Origin of the sequence: Bacillus sp. FSL K6-3149 (assembly GCF_038630515.1) — a bacterium.
Taxonomy (GTDB): Bacteria; Bacillota; Bacilli; order Bacillales; family Bacillaceae; genus Bacillus; species Bacillus pumilus.
On sequence record NZ_CP152034.1, the window covers coordinates 1,447,443 to 1,464,111 of the forward strand.

The following is a 16,669-nucleotide window of genomic DNA, read 5'->3' on the forward strand; positions in this document are numbered from 1 at the left end:
TCTTTTGCAACTTAAATCGTTTGACACTAAAGGAGCGGGCATCACATGTACAGTTTGATGAAGCGTATTTTAATTGGTAAACCATTAAAATCACAGGCAGCAGGAGAACAAAAACTATCAAAAATCAAAGCGTTGGCATTATTGTCATCAGACGCATTATCATCAGTTGCATATGGTACAGAACAAATCTTAATTGTTCTTTCTGTCGTTAGTGCAGCAGCATTTTGGTATTCACTCCCGATTGCAGGTTGTGTATTAATTCTTTTAATGGCGTTAATTCTGTCTTACCGCCAGATCATTTATGCTTATCCAGAAGGCGGCGGGGCATATATCGTCTCTAGCAGAAACCTAGGTGAAAAACCGGGATTGATCGCTGGCGGATCATTGCTTGTAGACTATATTTTGACTGTAGCAGTGAGCATTTCAGCGGGGACCGATGCCGTCACATCGGCTTTTCCAACACTATATCCATATCATGTCTTGATCTCAATTGTATTGGTCATCGTGATTATGGTGCTCAACCTCCGTGGATTAACAGAATCGGCATCTATTCTGGCTTATCCTGTATACTTGTTTGTATTTTCACTCCTTATATTAATTGGAGTAGGCGGTTTTAAATTATTAACAGGCGGCGTACCGCCAGCACCTGAACATACAGCGGTAGGCACACACGTACAAGGCATTACATTATTTTTGTTATTAAAAGCTTTTTCATCTGGCTGTTCTGCTCTGACTGGAGTAGAAGCCATTTCAAATACGATTCCATCCTTTAAAAAACCAGCTGCACAAAACGCAGCGAGAACATTGTTGATGATGGGTGGATTGCTAGCTGTTTTATTTGTGGGAGTCACATTGCTTGCATTTGGTTTCGGCATCTCGCCAAAGCCAGAAGAAACGGTTGTATCACAAATTGCGTCAGACACTTTTGGACGTACGTTTTTCTATTACGTGATTCAGGCAGTCACAGCGCTAATTCTAATATTAGCGGCAAATACCGGCTTTTCAGCCTTTCCGTTATTGGCTGTCAATTTAGCAAAGGATAAATATATGCCGCGTATGTTTACTGTAAGAGGAGACCGGCTTGGTTACTCTAATGGCATTATCTTTCTAGGCGTAGCCTCTATGCTGCTCATCTGGTTGTTTGATGGGAAGACAGAACATCTCATCCCGCTATATGCTGTCGGTGTGTTTATTCCATTTACCCTGTCGCAGACCGGCATGTGTGTGAAGTGGATTCGTGAAAAACCGCAGGGCTGGAAAACGAAAATGCCAATCAATATTGTCGGAGCACTGATTTCTTTTACAGTTTTTATGATTCTCATTTTGACCAAGTTCCATCTCGTATGGCCAATATTTGTTTTCCTGCCTATTGTTTTATTTATCTTTCATTCCATTAAAAAGCATTATTTGTCTGTTGGAGAACAACTGCGTTTATTGAATGAAACAGAGCCAGTTGAGATTAAAGGAAATGTGGTCATCGTACCGATAGCAGGAGTCACACGTGTTGTTGAACAATCTGTTCAGTATGCAAAATCTTTATCAGAGCAAGTCATAGCGGTTCATGTATCCTTTGATAAAGAAAAGGATAAGAAAATTGAAGAAGATTGGGAAAAACTCAATAGCGGTGTACGGCTTGTGATGCTGCATTCGTCCTATCGAAGCCTCATTCACCCACTAGATAAATTTCTTGAGACAGTTGAGACAAAAGCAAATGCCCATCAATATAAAGTGATGGTCCTCGTGCCACAATTTATACCGAAAAAAAGATGGCACACCATTTTGCATAATCAATCTGCCTTTTTATTAAGATTCCGCCTATTATGGAAGCGGGATATTGTGGTGGCAACCCTGCCCTATCATTTTAAAAAGTAGCAGAAGCAGGTTGAAACGTTTGATCAAAAGGATGCGGTGGTATGGAGTAAGAAAAAAGGAGTTTTCTCACATGCCGCAAAGAACCGCAGGAAAAGAAGTAACAGTGCTACTGGAAGAGTGGGGCGTGAAACATATTTATGGAATGCCCGGCGATAGTATAAACGAATTGATTGAAGAACTTAGGCATGAATCAAGCCAAATAAAATTTATCCAAACGAGACATGAAGAAGTGGCAGCACTATCAGCGGCGGCTGATGCCAAACTAACAGGTAAACTTGGTGTCTGCTTATCAATCGCTGGGCCGGGTGCTGTCCACTTATTAAATGGGCTGTATGATGCAAAAGCAGATGGTGCACCAGTTTTAGCAATTGCAGGGCAGGTTGCTTCGGCCGAAGTAGGCAGAGACGCATTCCAAGAAATCAAATTGGAGCGAATGTTTGACGATGTCGCTGTCTTTAATCAGCAGGTACAGACAGCAGAGGCGCTGCCTGACTTATTGAATCAAGCCATCAAAGCAGCTTATACCCATAAAGGTGTGGCAGTTCTCACCGTATCGGATGACTTATTTTCTCAAAAAATAAAGCGTAAACCCGTCTATACATCTCCTCTTTATGTTGAGGGAGAAGTACGGGCGAAGAAAGATCAATTGCTAAAGGCAGCTCAGCTGATTAACAATGCGAAGAAGCCAGTCATCTTAGCAGGTAAAGGATTAAGACATGCAAAAGAAGAGCTTCTTTCATTTGCAGAAAAGGCAGCTGCTCCTATCGTCATCACGCTTCCTGCAAAAGGGGTTGTGCCAGACAGGCATCCATACTTTTTAGGTAACTTAGGTCAAATTGGAACGAAGCCGGCATATGAAGCGATGGAAGAATGTGATCTCTTAATTATGCTTGGCACCTCCTTTCCATATAGAGACTACTTACCAGAGGACACGTCAGCCATTCAACTAGATATTAAACCAGATCAAATCGGCAAAAGGTATCCGGTAGATGTGGGAATTGTGAGCGACAGCAAGAGTGGTTTGCATGAACTAACTTCCTACATTGAATATAAAGAACAGCGTGGCTTTCTTGAAGCTTGTACAGAGCATATGATGAAGTGGCGAGAAGAAATGGATAAAGAAAAATCTGTTGCTACTTCACCAATTAAACCACAGCAAGTCATTGCTAGACTAGAAGAAGCAGTCGAGGACAATGCCATTCTTTCAGTTGATGTTGGTAATGTGACGGTATGGATGGCACGTCATTTTGAAATGAAACAGCAGGATTTCATTATCTCCAGCTGGCTTGCCACAATGGGCTGCGGTTTACCTGGTGCGATTTCAGCTAAATTGAATGAACCGAATAGACAAGCCATTGCCGTTTGTGGTGATGGAGGATTCACAATGGTCATGCAAGACTTTGTGACAGCTGTAAAATATAAGCTGCCGATCGTTGTCGTAATCTTAAACAACAACAATTTAGGGATGATTGAATATGAACAACAGGTAAAAGGAAACATAAATTATGGTATAGAGCTGGAGAATATTGATTTTGCTAAGTTTGCAGAAGCGTGTGGCGGCAAAGGAATCTCCGTGTCATCACATGAAGAATTATCTCCAGCCTTTGATACAGCTCTTCAATCCGATAAACCAGTCATTATTGATGTCGCTGTCGCCAATGAACCTCCGTTACCTGGGAAAATCACTTACACCCAAGCAGCAGGCTTCAGTAAATATTTATTGAAAAAATTCTTTGAAAAAGGTGAGCTGGATATCCCTCCACTCAAGAAAAGCCTCAAACGCTTTTTCTAAACACAAAGTAGTCGGTCTTCTGAAAAGAGGGCTGACTTTTTTTGTGATGATTAGGAAAAACATTTCAATTGTCACTTGCCTTCATCTCTATTAAAATATTTGGAAATTATTTTTGTAACTTAAAGCCTATTTTTCCAATTCGCTGAGAAAGGTAAAATAGACTTTATGATCAATAATGGAGGGAGTGACTTCTTCTGGGCAAGATACTTGATGCAAAAGCACTAACAAGTGCCATGGATGCAAGGGCAAAACACTACCAGGAACTCCGTGAACAAATGGTAGATTTAAAAAAGGCACTTCAAGGCGTGGCTAACCTCGGTGATGATTTCACTGGAAAAGGTGCCGATAACATTAAAAGCTTTTATAAAGAACTGGCTGGAAATGTAGATATGTTTATCAGCTTCATTGATAAGCAAAAAGCCTTTCATGAAGGTGTTTCTGGGACACTTGATGATACGAGTTTTGGCGGCGAAACCTTCGTAGAAGAACACTTTTTAGACAACGCTGTACATATGGGCATCAAAAATGCCAAAAGCATTGTGAAGGATCAAAAAAAGGCGCTTAAAACGATTTTTCAAGACATCGACGACCTTATTTCTTTAGAAGTATTTGATAGTCAAACCTTTGATGAAAAAATTGCAGATGCGGAAGACGAGCGAAAAAAGACAGTGAAAGACCTAAGAGAGCTTGATCAAAATTTAAAAGATGAATATGCTTTGTCAGAAACGGAGCAGCAAGCTACAATGGCATTGTATACGGAAATGATGAATGCCACAAATGATGGAAAAGCGATTTCTCCGATGAATTTTGACAAGAAAGCGTATCAAAATAGCGAAATCTACAAGGCAAAAAGCGATATTGAGAAGCAAACTTCCGAATATCTCAACATTAAAAAAGAACAACAGAAAGCCCGCGAGATCGCAAAGGAACAGGAAGCACTCGCCAACCGTCCTTGGTATGAAAAAGCACTTGATTATGGCGGAAATATCGTCAATGAATTGACAGGTGTGAACGATGCAAAACGTGCCGCAACAGGTGTTGACCCGATCACAGGTGAAGAGCTCACCGCAGGACAGCGCGTCGCCGCAGGCGGCATGGCAGCAGCAGGTTATATCCCAATCGTCGGATGGGCAGGTCGTATTTTCAAAGGTGGAAAAGCCGTCTATAAAACAACTCAAGCCACATCAGCCGCAGTCAGAGCAGTCGACATTTACAAGACATCGCAAAAGTCTTTTGATGCGTTGAAAACTTCTCAAAAAGGCTTATATGGTCTCACCGCCACCAACGGCTTCAGCGAAGCGATTACAGGGCGTGATATGTTTGGGAATAAGATCTCAAAAGAACAGCAGGAAGCGAGTATGAATGCGGCTCTGGGAATGCTTTTGCCGTTTGGGGCGAAGGGGTTCAATGGGAAGATGGGGATTAAGAGAACAAGTGGTTTAAATAAAATACCTGAAAATAGCATTAATCATTCTAATAAAGGAGATTTCACAACAAACCCTAAAACAGGTGATATTTCAAAAATGAAGGGTGGGGGACATGGACAAAGCAATATAAAATTCTTACAAGAAAATAATATAGAATATAATATAAATAAAGTATATGAGAACGGTGTTAGGATAGGGAATGTACCTGATCATAAGGTGAAAGCAAAACGAACAGGCTCCAACCAATCTTGGTTCCCAGAAAACTGGACAGAATCTGATATTGCGGCAGCGGGTGCCAAAATTGTTAAATCACCTGATTTTTCAAAAGTGGAAAATGGAGTGACTATTTTTGGTGAGTATAAAGGTGTAAGGGTTGGAGTTATTAAAACCAATGGAGAAGTAGGAACTATTTTTCCTGATGCTACAAAACAACCTTAATATGGAGGAACAATATGGATATTGAGAATGCATTAAGGACAGTATTAGATAAAAGAAAAAAATTAGATTTAAATGATGATTATGGTATACAGAAAAGTTGGGATGAAATAATAGAAATTCTTGGGGAAAACGAAGAGAGAACGTTAGAATATTTAGATCGTTGCAGTAAAGAAGATTTATATTGGATAAGTGAAGTGTTTGAAGACATATCAGAAGTTTTACAAAGTAAGGAATTAATTAAATGTTTGCGTAAATTGGATGAAAAATATCCTGAATTAGAGATGACACAAGATATTGATCTAGCAGAAAGCTATATTGAAGATTAATTTTTAAATAACTAGAGAGCTTAAATAGAACGATGGATTAATGGTCCATCGTTTTCTTTAAATGCATGTAAAGATTGATATGATAAAAGAATAAAGTGGATTTGTTTCTTTTTTTTTGAAAGCAATGGAGGAGAAAAAAATGAGTGATCATCTAATAAGCATCATGTCCGAGAAATTTGAAAATGAAAATCCGGGTGAACTCGTAGAAGGAATTACGTTTATATTAGATGGTAAATTAGAAAGTATTACAATCAATACCCGGAATTAATAAAGGATTTGATATTTTCAGGCATTCAGCAATACATTGAGAAATATAATAAGCCAGAATGAAACACTCACCTTGATTTTTCTAATAAAATCAAGGTTTTTTAAACTGCAATTGCAGTTGCAAACCAAATCACCCCACACATAATTGGAAATCATATGTTAAACTAATCCAACCACCACAAAAAAGGAGAAACAACCATGCTATGGATCCTCACACAAAACCAACAAACGCTGATTCATGTCCAAGAAGTCTCAGTAAGCGGCAAAAAAATTGAAGGGATGATCTTGGGGAGTACTTCCTGGGCAAAGATGCTCGGCAAGTATGACTCAAATGATCGCGCAGCCGAGATCCTTCAAGACATGATGAAGACGATTGAAGAACATCCAAATGCCACAATGACATACCGAATGCCTCTTCAATAAAAAGAAACCACCTTTCCATCGTGAAAAGGTGGTTTTTGTTTAGGATGGTGTTTTTCCAAAGGCTAAGAATAAGGGAATGCCTGTGCCAACAAGGGTGGTGGCAAATAGGAACATACCGCAAATAAATAGAAAATGGCTGGCTGAAAAGACGAGTGCCAGAATGAGAAAAACGATGCTGAGTCCTATCATGCTATAGGATGGGACAAAGCGGCGTTTGTAGGTGGCTTTCTTTGTTAGGAAGGAGAAGAAAATACCAAATAACAAAGGGACAATCCATAAGTAAAATAAAATAATAAGAGACATACATCATACCTCGATTTTTCCTTCTATTTTATCAGATGCCGATCACAACGGATACTACAAAGCTTCACTTTGTAAAATAATTCATGCAATCGACACAATTAAGTGGGCTGATTCATCGAATGCGTTTTTTGTTTCATATATTCAGGCTGTAAAAGGGCGTACACACAATGATCGGTAAAGCGATTGCCCAGCCATTCACATTGTCTTAAAATTCCCTCAAGCGAAAAGGATAATCGCTCTGGGATGCGTCTGCTTTTCTGGTTATCGACAGCAGCCCTAATCTCAATACGATGCAGCCCGCACTCTTCAAATAAATAGCGAATGACTGCTTGGCATGCTTTTGTCATGATGCCTTTTCCTTGATGGCCTTCTCCGAGCCAATAGCCGACTGAAACGGTTCTATTGATCCAATGAATTTGATGGGTGCCAATGATGCCGACAAGTTCTCCATGTGACCAAATGCCCGCTTGAAAACCGTTGTTCTGCATCGCTTGCTGCATCGCACCTTGGATAAACGCCATACTGTCTTCCTCTGTTTGCGTTGAATCCACCCAAAGCATCCATTCACGTAAATGCTCTCTCGACCGCTGGATGAGCAAATACAGACTTCTTGCGTCTCTTGGCTCAAGCAGCCGCATGGATATCTCTTGATCCTGATAAACAAACATGTACCCACATCCTCTCAGGGGAATTCTACCATAACCAAATGGAAAGAAAAAGACAGCTCAACACGCTCTTTTACATAAACGTATCTACAATTAAGAAGAGATTAAGTGCTACAACAAGAGCTGCTATCACCCAAGATATTCCTGTCACCCAGCGGGCATTCGTTAATTCACCCATAATTCGTTTTTTACTTGTAAATAAAATGAGCGGAATTAAAGCAAAAGCAATCCCAAACGATAAGACGACCTGACTCATCACAAGCGCAGAGGTCGGATTCACTCCAGATGCAATAATCGCAATAGGAGGAATGATGGTAATCAGCCGGCGAACATACAGCGGGATCCGGTATTGAATAAAGCCCTGCATAATGATGTCGCCTGACAATGTACCGACAGAAGAGCTGGATAGTCCTGCTACAAGCAGACCTACACCAAATAAGATGGCTGATACAGGCCCTGCGAGTGTACCAAAATGCTGAAACGCAACATCCAAATCTTCAACAAAGAGACCATTTTTATAAAATAAAGCGGCTGCCACAATCAACATGCTGGCATTGATGGCCCCGGCGACGATCATCGCAATGAGGATATCTAAAAACTCAAAGCGAAAAATCTGCTTTTTCTCCTTTTCCGTTCTGCCGACGACTCTTCTTTGGGTTAAAGCTGAATGTAAGTAGATTGCGTGAGGCATCACAGTGGCACCTAAAATTCCAGCTGCAAGCAGCACGCTGTCTGCGCCATCAAATTTTGGAATGAACAGTCCACCAGCGACACTTGCGATATCTGGTTTGGCGACAAAGGTTTGTACAGCGAAAGCGATCACGACAACGAACAACATGCCTGTGATACCTGCTTCTAATGCTCGATATCCTCGTCTTTGCAGCTCCAATATCGCAAATGAACCGATAGCCGCGATAATGGATGCTTCAAGCAGCGGGATTCGAAAGAGCAAGTATAAACCAAGTGCCGCACCGATAAACTCAGCTAAATCCGTGGCAATAATGACGAGCTCTCCCTGAATCCATAAACCGATCGAAACGGGCTTTGGAAACTCTTCACGTGCGATTTCAGGTAAGTTTTTGCCTGTCGCAATTCCAAGCTTTGCGGATAAAGACTGGATGAGCAAAGCCATGAGATTTGATATGAGAATGACCCATAAAAGGAGATATCCATATTTGGAGCCAGCCGCAATGTTGGTGGCGAAATTTCCTGGATCAATATAAGCAATGGCTGCGATAAAAGCAGGACCGAGAAAAGGAAGGAGTCTTCTAAATCCCTTGACTTTTCCTTCAAGTGCACGCTCAGCTGCCTCTGACATGTGTGCCTGTGCCTCGATGTATTTGTTTGTCATATGTCATCACCTAGATTCTACAAAGTTTTGCTTGGGCACAAAATGTTTCCTTGATGCAATTTTTAATCATCATATGCCCATCTTCATGAAAAGTCAACTATCTGAACTAATAGGTTTGTTTATCATATGTAAGTGAAAAAAATAGATACCTTGTCAATCTAACACAAAAACACCGCCTTTATAGACGGTGTCCCTACTGCTTCCTCTGTTATTTGTTTTTTTAAGATACCCTTGATCCCACACTACGGAAGATCAGGCTTAAGATGATGACAAAGATCGCTGCACCTAAGATTGCTGGAATGATCGCAAAGCCTGCCAAACTAGGACCCCACGTTCCAAGTAATCCATGACCAATCCAAGCACCTGCAAGTCCTGCAATCATTGAACCGATCCATCCTCCTGGTACACTACCTCCAGCGAGTGCACTGCCAATAAGGCCGATGACAATCGCCACAACTAATGAAATCAGAAATCCTAACATGTTGATCACTCCTCTTTTTGTTTGTGTATTAAGCAATAACCGTTTTGAAAAAGTTTCAAACCTTTCGAAACCGATTCAATGTTCTATACGTATGATGGAAAAGGATTGTGTATAATAACAAACAAATACTTCAGCAGCATCTAAGGAGGAAAAAGGCATGGAGGAAAGAGAGTGGCTAAAAGCACAATTAAAGCAGATTGAACAGTGGGAGAAAGATCAGCAAAAGGTATGGTTTTGGGAGAAACTCAGCCGCCTGCCATTTCAAATGCTGGACAAGCTGACGCCTGCCTTTATCCAGAAAAAAATCGGTGTGCTGCTAGATGAAATGGGGCATTACATTCAATCAGGCGGTGCCTATTTGACATCAGAAAAAGGCATCATCCATCAATTTCAAAAGAAATGTGCCGACGAATCGATTCAGCGTATAGAAGATATAGAAAAAGCTCCAATTGAAATCATGGATGCGATTAGTGAACATATGGGGAAAAATAGGACGAATCTCGCCACGGTACAAGGGGCGACAACGGGTGTCGGTGGTATGTTTACACTGGCTGCAGATATTCCTGCGGTACTTGGTCTCTCCCTTAAAACACTACAGGATATTGCCGTCACCTATGGCTATGATCCTAAAAACAAGGAAGAGCGGGTCTTCATCATAAAATGCTTACAGTTGACCTCTGCTGATGTGGTTGGGAAGAAATCGATATTAAAAGAACTCAGGAGCTATCATGCTTCCGAAGGGAAACACGAAAACATGTTCTCACAAATCCAAGGATGGCGTGAGGTAGTCTATAATTACCGAGATTCATTTGGCTGGAAGAAACTGTTTCAGCTTGTTCCCGTAGCAGGGATTTTATTTGGCGCAGTTTCCAACCGCTCACAACTAAAAAGTATTGCCGAAACAGGCATGATGCAATACCGAAAGCGAAGAATTGTCTCAAGATTAGAAGAGCTCACGCAGCAAGAACAGAGTGAATCTGGTGCATAAAAAATCCCTTTCTCAAAGGGATTTTTTATTTGGTCTTATCCTCTTCTTGAAAAGCATGGATCGGAGAATGTTCATAACGCGCACGCAGCTCACGTATCTGTTTGATTAGGGTAGAACCAATGGTTTTTTCGGCTTCCTCATACAAAGGATCGAGGGCTTTCATCCATTTTTGTCTTTCTGCTGGCGTCAATTCATGAATGGCAATCTGCGATTCCCGTTTAATGTCCTCCAGCTGATCTTTGTTCATCTGTTCTGCATGTTTTTCATTCCAAGCTGTTGTTTCTTCCATCGCTTCAAGTAAAATTCGTTTCGTTTCAGGTGTCTGGCGATCAAAGAAGGATTGATCTGTTAAGACCACATAGCCTAAATACCCGTGATTACTGATCGTCATATAGTCTTGTATATGATAGAATTTTTTTGAATAAATATTTGAAATGGTATTTTCTTCACCATCTACTTTTTTTGTTTCTAATAGCTGAAACGTCGAATTAAACGATTCCTGATAGGGCTTTGCGCCAAGAAGTTTGAATTGTTTTTCAATCATGTCGCTTTGCATAATGCGGAGAGATTGGTTTTTTAAATCACTAGGCTGTTTGATTGGACCCTTATTAGAGGTGATTTGCTTAAAGCCATTTGTCCAATACGCCATTCCCTTTAGCCCGTCTTTTTGCAGGGTGCCAAACAATCTTTGTCCAATTGCACCGTGCAAGCCTTCTTGAACCGCATCATAATTAGAAAAAGCAAAAGGAAGGTCAAGTGCCAGCCACTCAGAGGATAGCATGCCGAGCTTCGAGGTAGATGGTGCGATAAATTGAACTTGATTCTCTTTGAGTGCATTAATTTCTTCTATATCAGAATAAAGACTTCCGTTGGAGAAAATTTGAATGGTGATCTTCCCATCGGATTTTTCGTGCACAAGCTCAGCAAATTTCTTTGCGGCAAGTCCTTTTGGTGTATTATCTGCCACGACATGGCTAAATTTGAACACAAGCTGATCCTTCAGCCCTGTTTGTTCATCGTCAAAGGTCGTCGCTGCCTTTGGCATCATATGATAAAAACCAAAGTATAAAGCGGTTACAAAACCGATCAAGAGCAATAGTGTATAGGCGAGTAAATTCTTCATGCGTCCGATCCCCCTTATGTCAAGCATACTTGACCGAGGAAGAATTCGTAAAGATACAGGTGAAAAAAATGATGAGAAATCGATTGAAATTACAACAATTATCTATTAGATGGAAGCTCACCATCCTCACATATTTCGTTGTCATTTTCGCCCTTTTAATCGGAGGAATTGTCCTTGTTGGGGGAATCCAGCAAACAGAGGAACGAGAGCTTCGAAAAAGGCTCATGAACACAGCGAGAACAGTTGCGGAGATGAATGAGGTAAAGCAGGCGTTAGCTGATCAAACAAAGAAACGTGACCGATTACAGCATGCCATCGAAGAGATTCGGATTATTCAAGACGCTGACTACATTGTCGTCATGGATATGGAGCATGTGAGATTAACGCATCCAGTGAACGCAAGGATTGGCCAGCGTTCGGAGGGGACAGATGAAGAGCCTGCTTTTGCCGAGCATATTTATTTCTCAGAAGCAGAGGGAGAGCTTGGGACAGCCATCAGAGCCTTTTATCCAGTGAAGGATGACCAATTTAATCAAACAGGGGTCGTCCTTGTAGGGAGAACGCTGCCAAGTATGATCGATATATTAGGAGAAATGAAGCGGGATATCCTCATGATCCTTTTGCTGACGCTCAGCTTTGGGCTTGTAGGTTCATTTTTACTCGCTCGTCATATTAAACAGCAAATGTTTAAGCTGGAGCCGCATGAGATTGTCAGAATGCTAGAGGAGCGCACCGCAACCTTTCACTCTATTAATGAAGGGGTCATCGCCATTGATAATCAGCACATGATCACCATTTTTAATGAAAAGGCGAAGCAAATCTTTGGCGTGACAGGGGATGTCGTAGGCCGGAATATTTGGGATGTGCTGTCTGACACAAGACTTCCAGAGATCATTGATCGTGCTGAGCCTGTCTATAATGAAGAAATTCATATGAGCGGAAAGCGGATTATGAGCAGCCGGATTCCGATTGTCATGAAAAAGAAAATTATCGGAGCGGTCGCCATTTTTCAGGACCGGACAGAAGCGGCAAAATTGGCAGAGGAGCTAACCGGAGTTAAGAACTTTGTTGACGGTCTGCGGGTACAAAATCATGAGCATATGAATAAGCTTCATACGATTGCCGGGCTAATTCAGCTTGGTAAACCCGATCAGGCGCTCGATTTAGCCTTTCAAACGACGGAAGAACAGGAACATGTGCTGGACTTTCTTCACCGCGTCATACAGCATGATGCCGTTGCGGGATTATTGATGAGTAAAATCAGAAGGGGCAAGGAGCTAGGCATAAAGGTCGAAATAGACGAACATAGCTGTCTGTGTGATTTCCCTGAGCGGCTGGATCAGCATGATATGACAAAGCTGCTTGGCAACCTGATCGAGAATGCTTTTGCCTCTTATGATACTGTTGAAAGAGACACAAAACGCATTTCGATTAGTATTGATCAAACCGAGGATGTCCTCGCGATTTTAATTGAAGACAATGGCTCCGGGATTGAAGAGGAAATGATTCCTTCTATTTTCGATAAAGGCTTCACACACGGCAAAGAAGGCGGAACAGGCTATGGCCTGTATATTGTAAAAACGATTATCGACAAAGGGATGGGAAATGTAGAAGTCACATCAAGCATCGGCATTGGTACCACCTTCTCAATCGAATTCCCAATGATCATAGAGGAGAGAGACAGATGACTCAGATTAAGGTGCTATTAATTGAAGATGATCCGATGGTGCAAGAAGTGAATAAGGAGTTCATTAAGAGTGTTCCTGGCTTTCAAGTGGCGGCAATCGCAGGTAATGGGGAGCAGGGCATCCAGCTCATCAAAGAAATTCGTCCAGACCTTGTTGTCCTCGATGTATATATGCCAAAAAAAGATGGCGTAAAGACGCTTCAAGACATTAGAAAGCAAAAGATACAGGTGGACGTGATCGTTATTTCTGCGGCAAAGGACAAAGAGACGATTGGCACCATGCTTCAAAATGGTGCACGAGATTATATCATCAAGCCATTTAAGTTCGAACGTATGAAAGAATCACTTGAAAGCTATAAAGCGTTTAAATCTAAAATTCGTACAGCAACAGAATTTTCTCAAGAGATGCTGGATGATATCATACGAAAGCCTGCTGTTAAGCAGGAGGATACTTGGCTCCCTAAGGGGCTGAATGTGCATACGATGAATGAAATTAAAGCCTATATGGGCATGCAGGAAGGTCCGCAGTCTGCAGAGGAAGTTGCCAATGCACTCGGCATTGCACGTGTCACGGCACGCCGGTATTTAGACTTCTTAGTGAAAGAAGGCGAGCTGAAATTAGATATGCAATATGGCGGGGTAGGCCGGCCTGTCAATAAATATATCGTACATTCTGACTAAGAGACCAAAAAGACCAAAATGTACGATATGTTCATAAGCTTCACAGCCTTTGATGAAATCGCTATCATTTAGCTACAGATAACAGTTAAGCGTTTACATCAAAGGGTGAGGGAGTTGATTTTTTATGAAGAGGCTTTTGAAGAACCTGACATTTCAGGTGATTGCAGCTGTCATTATCGGGATCATTGTCGGGATGGTTTGGCCAAACGTCGGAAAAGAAATGAAGCCGCTTGGTGACACCTTTATCAATGCCGTTAAAATGGTCATCGCACCAATTATTTTCTTAACCATTGTTCTTGGTATTGCCAAGATGGGGGATATGAAAAAGGTTGGAAAAGTTGGGGGAAAAGCTTTTATTTATTTTGAAGTCGTCACGACGCTTGCTTTGGTCATCGGTCTTTTTGTCGTCAATATCATGAAGCCAGGTGCAGGTCTGGACTATAGCAAGCTTGAAAAAGGGGATGTTTCACAGTATACCCAAAACGGGGGACAGGGTATCGACTGGATGGAATTTGTCACACACATTGTGCCATCTAACATGGTAGATGCTTTTGCAAAGGGTGATATTTTACAGGTCTTATTCTTCTCTATTTTATTCGGTGTTGCGCTTGCTGCACTTGGCGAGAAGGGGAAAGGAATCATTGAGTGGCTTGATAAGCTGTCACTTGTTTTCTTTAAAATCATTGGATATATCATGCGTGCAGCTCCGCTCGGTGCATTTGGGGCAATGGCCTATACAATCGGTCACTTTGGTTTGGCGTCGATTAAACCGCTCGCAAGTCTGATGCTCTCCGTTTATTTGACTATGTTCCTGTTCATCTTCGTTGTGCTGAATATCATTTGTAAAATGTATGGCTTCAGCCTGTTTGGTTACCTGCGATTTATCAAGGATGAAATTTTAATTGTTCTTGGCACAAGCTCATCAGAATCCGTGCTGCCAAGAATGATGGATAAAATGGAACGCTACGGGTGCTCTAAGTCTGTTGTGGGTCTTGTCATCCCAACAGGGTATTCCTTTAACTTGGACGGAACCTCGATCTACTTATCGATGGCTGTGGTCTTCTTAGCGCAAGTGTTTGGTGTAGACTTGTCTATCGGCCAGCAAATCACCATTATCCTTGTTCTAATGCTCACATCAAAGGGAGCGGCTGGGGTGACAGGAAGCGGATTTATCGTGCTGGCTTCTACACTCGCTGCACTACAGGTCATTCCGCTAGAGGGGCTTGCACTTCTGCTTGGAGTAGATCGATTCATGAGCGAAGGAAGAGCCATCACAAACCTCATTGGAAATGGAATCGCGACAATTGTTGTGGCGAAAAGTGAAGGTGAATTTGACGAAGCGAAGAGCAAAACAGCCCTTCAAGAAATGCGCAATATGAAGCAAGCTGTATAGTATAAAAACAACCAAAAACCGAAACCTTATGTCTACATGGGGTTCGGTTTTTTCTTGTGTAAAAAAAGAAAAAACATGAAAGCTTGATAAATTTAGTGCGAATCGTAAGACCTCATTGACCTTTTGTTATATAATTTACAGAAAGATCCGATATAATGTATATCAGATCCAATGAAAAATAGACTTTAGTCCTGGCAGGTGTATAACGAAATGGCAGCATTTTTAAAATTGTTCGAAAAACCCGGTGTTAAGCGGTTTTCTGTATTTGTAGTATTAGCCACAGCCTTATATTTATTAAGAGGAATGATGAATTTAATTCTCTTGACCTTCATATTCACCTTTTTGATGAATCGGTTAGAAGAGGTCATTAGAGGCTTTTTAAGTCGCTTCCTGAAAATAGGGCAGAAATCGGTTATTACCATTTTGTATATTCTTTTGGCTGGTGGATTGACGGTTGGCGGATTCGTGTTTGTGCCAATCATCGCCAAACAGGTGGAGCAGCTATTTCATTTAGGAAAGAAAATTGCAGATCATCCACAAGATTTACCCTTCATTGATGTCATCACGAACGTATTCGGAGATTTTAAAATATCAGCTTACTTTGAGAAAGGGTTTAATTTCCTCTATACATACTTAACTGATTTCAGTACGTTCAGTATCCAGGTCATTATGTCCTTAATATTAAGCATGTTCTTCCTGTTCGAAAAGGAACGCCTCATTCAATTCATGAACAAGTTCAAAACGAGTAAAATCTCTGTGTTCTATAACGAAATCGCCTTCTTTGGACGTAAATTTTCCAGAACGTTCGGAAAGGTACTCGAAGCACAGTTTATTATTGCAACTGTTAACTGTGTTTTAACAACCATTGCGCTAGGTATTATGGGATTCCCGCAATTATTTGGATTAGCGGTCATGGTCTTTTTGCTAGGCTTAATCCCTGTGGCAGGTGTGGTTATCTCACTTATTCCACTCAGCATCATTGCGTATACGCTTGGAGGCGGCATGTATGTCCTGTATATCGTGCTTGTGATCGTCATCATCCATGCCATTGAAGCCTATTTCCTAAACCCGAAGCTCATGTCAGCAAAAACAGAACTCCCTATCTTCTTCACATTTGTTGTGCTGATCTTCTCTGAACACTACATCGGCATTTGGGGACTGATTATTGGTATCCCGATCTTTGTGTTCATTTTAGATATTTTGGAGGTCACGAATAAGGAAGAAAGTAATTAAAAAGTTCATATGAACCTGTTTACAATTTTCCGAAAATAAGGTATAAATAGTATGAAAATATCATAATAACCACACGCTTAATCCTTCTAAAGGAATGGGGGACCCATGTTTTTGGGGTGAATTTTTCTCTGTGGAGAAAAAAGGACATCTCTTCGTCCTAACCCGTCAGCTAACCTCATCGGCGTGAAGAGAGTAAACGGTGGTATATGTAAGGAACGC

General features: G+C 41.3%; 16 protein-coding genes and 1 riboswitch. Of the genes, 11 read left to right on the top strand and 5 right to left on the bottom strand.

Annotation, left to right across the window (positions count from 1 at the left end; translation table 11 throughout):
- Positions 1-45 precede the first annotated feature (45 nt).
- The 6 genes from MHB83_RS07310 (at position 46) to MHB83_RS07335 (ending at position 6,545) form a co-directional block, all read left to right on the top strand.
- The gene (locus tag MHB83_RS07310) at positions 46-1,872 is read left to right on the top strand and encodes an APC family permease (protein ID WP_212046400.1); all 1,827 of its coding nucleotides are present in this window, start codon (positions 46-48) and stop codon (positions 1,870-1,872) included.
- Positions 1,873-1,942: 70 nt separating this feature from the next.
- On the top strand, positions 1,943-3,664 hold the full coding sequence (locus MHB83_RS07315) for a pyruvate oxidase (protein ID WP_342496773.1): 1,722 nt from the start codon (positions 1,943-1,945) through the stop codon (positions 3,662-3,664).
- Positions 3,665-3,897: 233 nt separating this feature from the next.
- Complete coding sequence (locus MHB83_RS07320; protein ID WP_342496774.1) at positions 3,898-5,529, top strand: T7SS effector LXG polymorphic toxin; 1,632 nt, start codon at positions 3,898-3,900, stop codon at positions 5,527-5,529.
- Positions 5,530-5,543: 14 nt separating this feature from the next.
- Entirely contained in the window at positions 5,544-5,855 is a 312-nt protein-coding gene (locus tag MHB83_RS07325) for a hypothetical protein (protein ID WP_106030165.1), read from the top strand.
- Positions 5,856-5,994: 139 nt separating this feature from the next.
- A complete protein-coding gene (locus MHB83_RS07330) occupies positions 5,995-6,123 on the top strand; it encodes a hypothetical protein (protein ID WP_262983117.1) in 129 nt (42 codons plus the stop codon).
- Between the two features lie 197 nt (positions 6,124-6,320).
- Positions 6,321-6,545: a hypothetical protein gene (locus tag MHB83_RS07335; RefSeq protein ID WP_003214145.1), complete on the top strand. Its 225-nt coding sequence runs from the start codon at positions 6,321-6,323 to the stop codon at positions 6,543-6,545.
- A gap of 39 nt (positions 6,546-6,584) precedes the next feature.
- Here the strand turns inward: MHB83_RS07335 and MHB83_RS07340 are convergent, their stop codons facing one another.
- The 4 genes from MHB83_RS07340 to MHB83_RS07355 all read right to left on the bottom strand — a co-directional run bounded on the left by MHB83_RS07340 (position 6,585) and on the right by MHB83_RS07355 (position 9,345).
- Complete coding sequence (locus tag MHB83_RS07340; protein WP_003214365.1) at positions 6,585-6,848, bottom strand: hypothetical protein; 264 nt, start codon at positions 6,846-6,848, stop codon at positions 6,585-6,587.
- Between the two features lie 98 nt (positions 6,849-6,946).
- Complete coding sequence (locus tag MHB83_RS07345) at positions 6,947-7,516, bottom strand: GNAT family protein (RefSeq protein ID WP_310026086.1); 570 nt, start codon at positions 7,514-7,516, stop codon at positions 6,947-6,949.
- Between the two features lie 70 nt (positions 7,517-7,586).
- A complete protein-coding gene (locus tag MHB83_RS07350) occupies positions 7,587-8,864 on the bottom strand; it encodes an Nramp family divalent metal transporter (RefSeq protein WP_003214137.1) in 1,278 nt (425 codons plus the stop codon).
- Between the two features lie 220 nt (positions 8,865-9,084).
- Positions 9,085-9,345 carry a GlsB/YeaQ/YmgE family stress response membrane protein gene (locus MHB83_RS07355; RefSeq protein WP_003214275.1) on the bottom strand — a complete coding sequence of 87 codons (261 nt, stop codon included), beginning with the start codon at positions 9,343-9,345 and terminating at the stop codon, positions 9,085-9,087.
- Positions 9,346-9,502: 157 nt separating this feature from the next.
- Between MHB83_RS07355 and MHB83_RS07360 the strand changes: the two genes are divergently transcribed.
- Positions 9,503-10,333: an EcsC family protein gene (locus tag MHB83_RS07360; RefSeq protein WP_126741652.1), complete on the top strand. Its 831-nt coding sequence runs from the start codon at positions 9,503-9,505 to the stop codon at positions 10,331-10,333.
- Between the two features lie 25 nt (positions 10,334-10,358).
- Here MHB83_RS07360 and MHB83_RS07365 read toward each other — a convergent pair whose 3' ends face one another.
- A complete protein-coding gene (locus tag MHB83_RS07365) occupies positions 10,359-11,456 on the bottom strand; it encodes a DctP family TRAP transporter solute-binding subunit (protein WP_137055552.1) in 1,098 nt (365 codons plus the stop codon).
- 83 nt (positions 11,457-11,539) lie between these two features.
- On the opposite strand from MHB83_RS07365, the gene MHB83_RS07370 reads away from it, so the two are divergent.
- The 4 genes from MHB83_RS07370 (at position 11,540) to MHB83_RS07385 (ending at position 16,450) form a co-directional block, all read left to right on the top strand.
- Positions 11,540-13,144, top strand: a complete 1,605-nt coding sequence (locus MHB83_RS07370; RefSeq protein WP_342496837.1) for a sensor histidine kinase — start codon at positions 11,540-11,542, stop codon at positions 13,142-13,144.
- Positions 13,141-13,824: a response regulator gene (locus MHB83_RS07375; protein WP_342496775.1), complete on the top strand. Its 684-nt coding sequence runs from the start codon at positions 13,141-13,143 to the stop codon at positions 13,822-13,824. The genes MHB83_RS07370 and MHB83_RS07375 overlap by 4 nt, the downstream gene beginning before the upstream one ends.
- 124 nt (positions 13,825-13,948) lie before the next feature.
- Positions 13,949-15,217 (top strand): C4-dicarboxylate transporter DctP, encoded by a 1,269-nt coding sequence (gene dctP, locus MHB83_RS07380; RefSeq protein ID WP_050945540.1) that lies wholly within the window; start codon positions 13,949-13,951, stop codon positions 15,215-15,217.
- Between the two features lie 210 nt (positions 15,218-15,427).
- Positions 15,428-16,450, top strand: coding sequence for an AI-2E family transporter (locus MHB83_RS07385; protein ID WP_050945541.1), 1,023 nt, complete (start codon positions 15,428-15,430; stop codon positions 16,448-16,450).
- Positions 16,451-16,514: 64 nt separating this feature from the next.
- A riboswitch (cyclic di-AMP (ydaO/yuaA leader) is annotated at positions 16,515-16,648 on the top strand.
- The last annotated feature ends 21 nt before the right edge of the window (positions 16,649-16,669 follow it).

Bases quoted from the DNA above. Each gene is read 5' to 3' on its own strand.
- MHB83_RS07335 (WP_003214145.1), top strand. From the start codon at position 6,321: ATGCTATGGATCCTCACACAAAACCAACAAACGCTGATTCATGTCCAA.
- MHB83_RS07320 (WP_342496774.1), top strand. From the start codon at position 3,898: ATGGATGCAAGGGCAAAACACTACCAGGAACTCCGTGAACAAATGGTA.
- MHB83_RS07375 (WP_342496775.1), top strand. From the start codon at position 13,141: ATGACTCAGATTAAGGTGCTATTAATTGAAGATGATCCGATGGTGCAA.
- MHB83_RS07340 (WP_003214365.1), bottom strand. From the start codon at position 6,848: ATGTCTCTTATTATTTTATTTTACTTATGGATTGTCCCTTTGTTATTT.
- MHB83_RS07315 (WP_342496773.1), top strand. From the start codon at position 1,943: ATGCCGCAAAGAACCGCAGGAAAAGAAGTAACAGTGCTACTGGAAGAG.
- MHB83_RS07385 (WP_050945541.1), top strand. From the start codon at position 15,428: ATGGCAGCATTTTTAAAATTGTTCGAAAAACCCGGTGTTAAGCGGTTT.
- dctP (WP_050945540.1), top strand. From the start codon at position 13,949: ATGAAGAGGCTTTTGAAGAACCTGACATTTCAGGTGATTGCAGCTGTC.
- MHB83_RS07330 (WP_262983117.1), top strand. From the start codon at position 5,995: ATGAGTGATCATCTAATAAGCATCATGTCCGAGAAATTTGAAAATGAA.
- MHB83_RS07325 (WP_106030165.1), top strand. From the start codon at position 5,544: ATGGATATTGAGAATGCATTAAGGACAGTATTAGATAAAAGAAAAAAA.
- MHB83_RS07355 (WP_003214275.1), bottom strand. From the start codon at position 9,345: ATGTTAGGATTTCTGATTTCATTAGTTGTGGCGATTGTCATCGGCCTT.
- MHB83_RS07350 (WP_003214137.1), bottom strand. From the start codon at position 8,864: ATGACAAACAAATACATCGAGGCACAGGCACACATGTCAGAGGCAGCT.
- MHB83_RS07310 (WP_212046400.1), top strand. From the start codon at position 46: ATGTACAGTTTGATGAAGCGTATTTTAATTGGTAAACCATTAAAATCA.
- MHB83_RS07360 (WP_126741652.1), top strand. From the start codon at position 9,503: ATGGAGGAAAGAGAGTGGCTAAAAGCACAATTAAAGCAGATTGAACAG.
- MHB83_RS07365 (WP_137055552.1), bottom strand. From the start codon at position 11,456: ATGAAGAATTTACTCGCCTATACACTATTGCTCTTGATCGGTTTTGTA.
- MHB83_RS07345 (WP_310026086.1), bottom strand. From the start codon at position 7,516: ATGTTTGTTTATCAGGATCAAGAGATATCCATGCGGCTGCTTGAGCCA.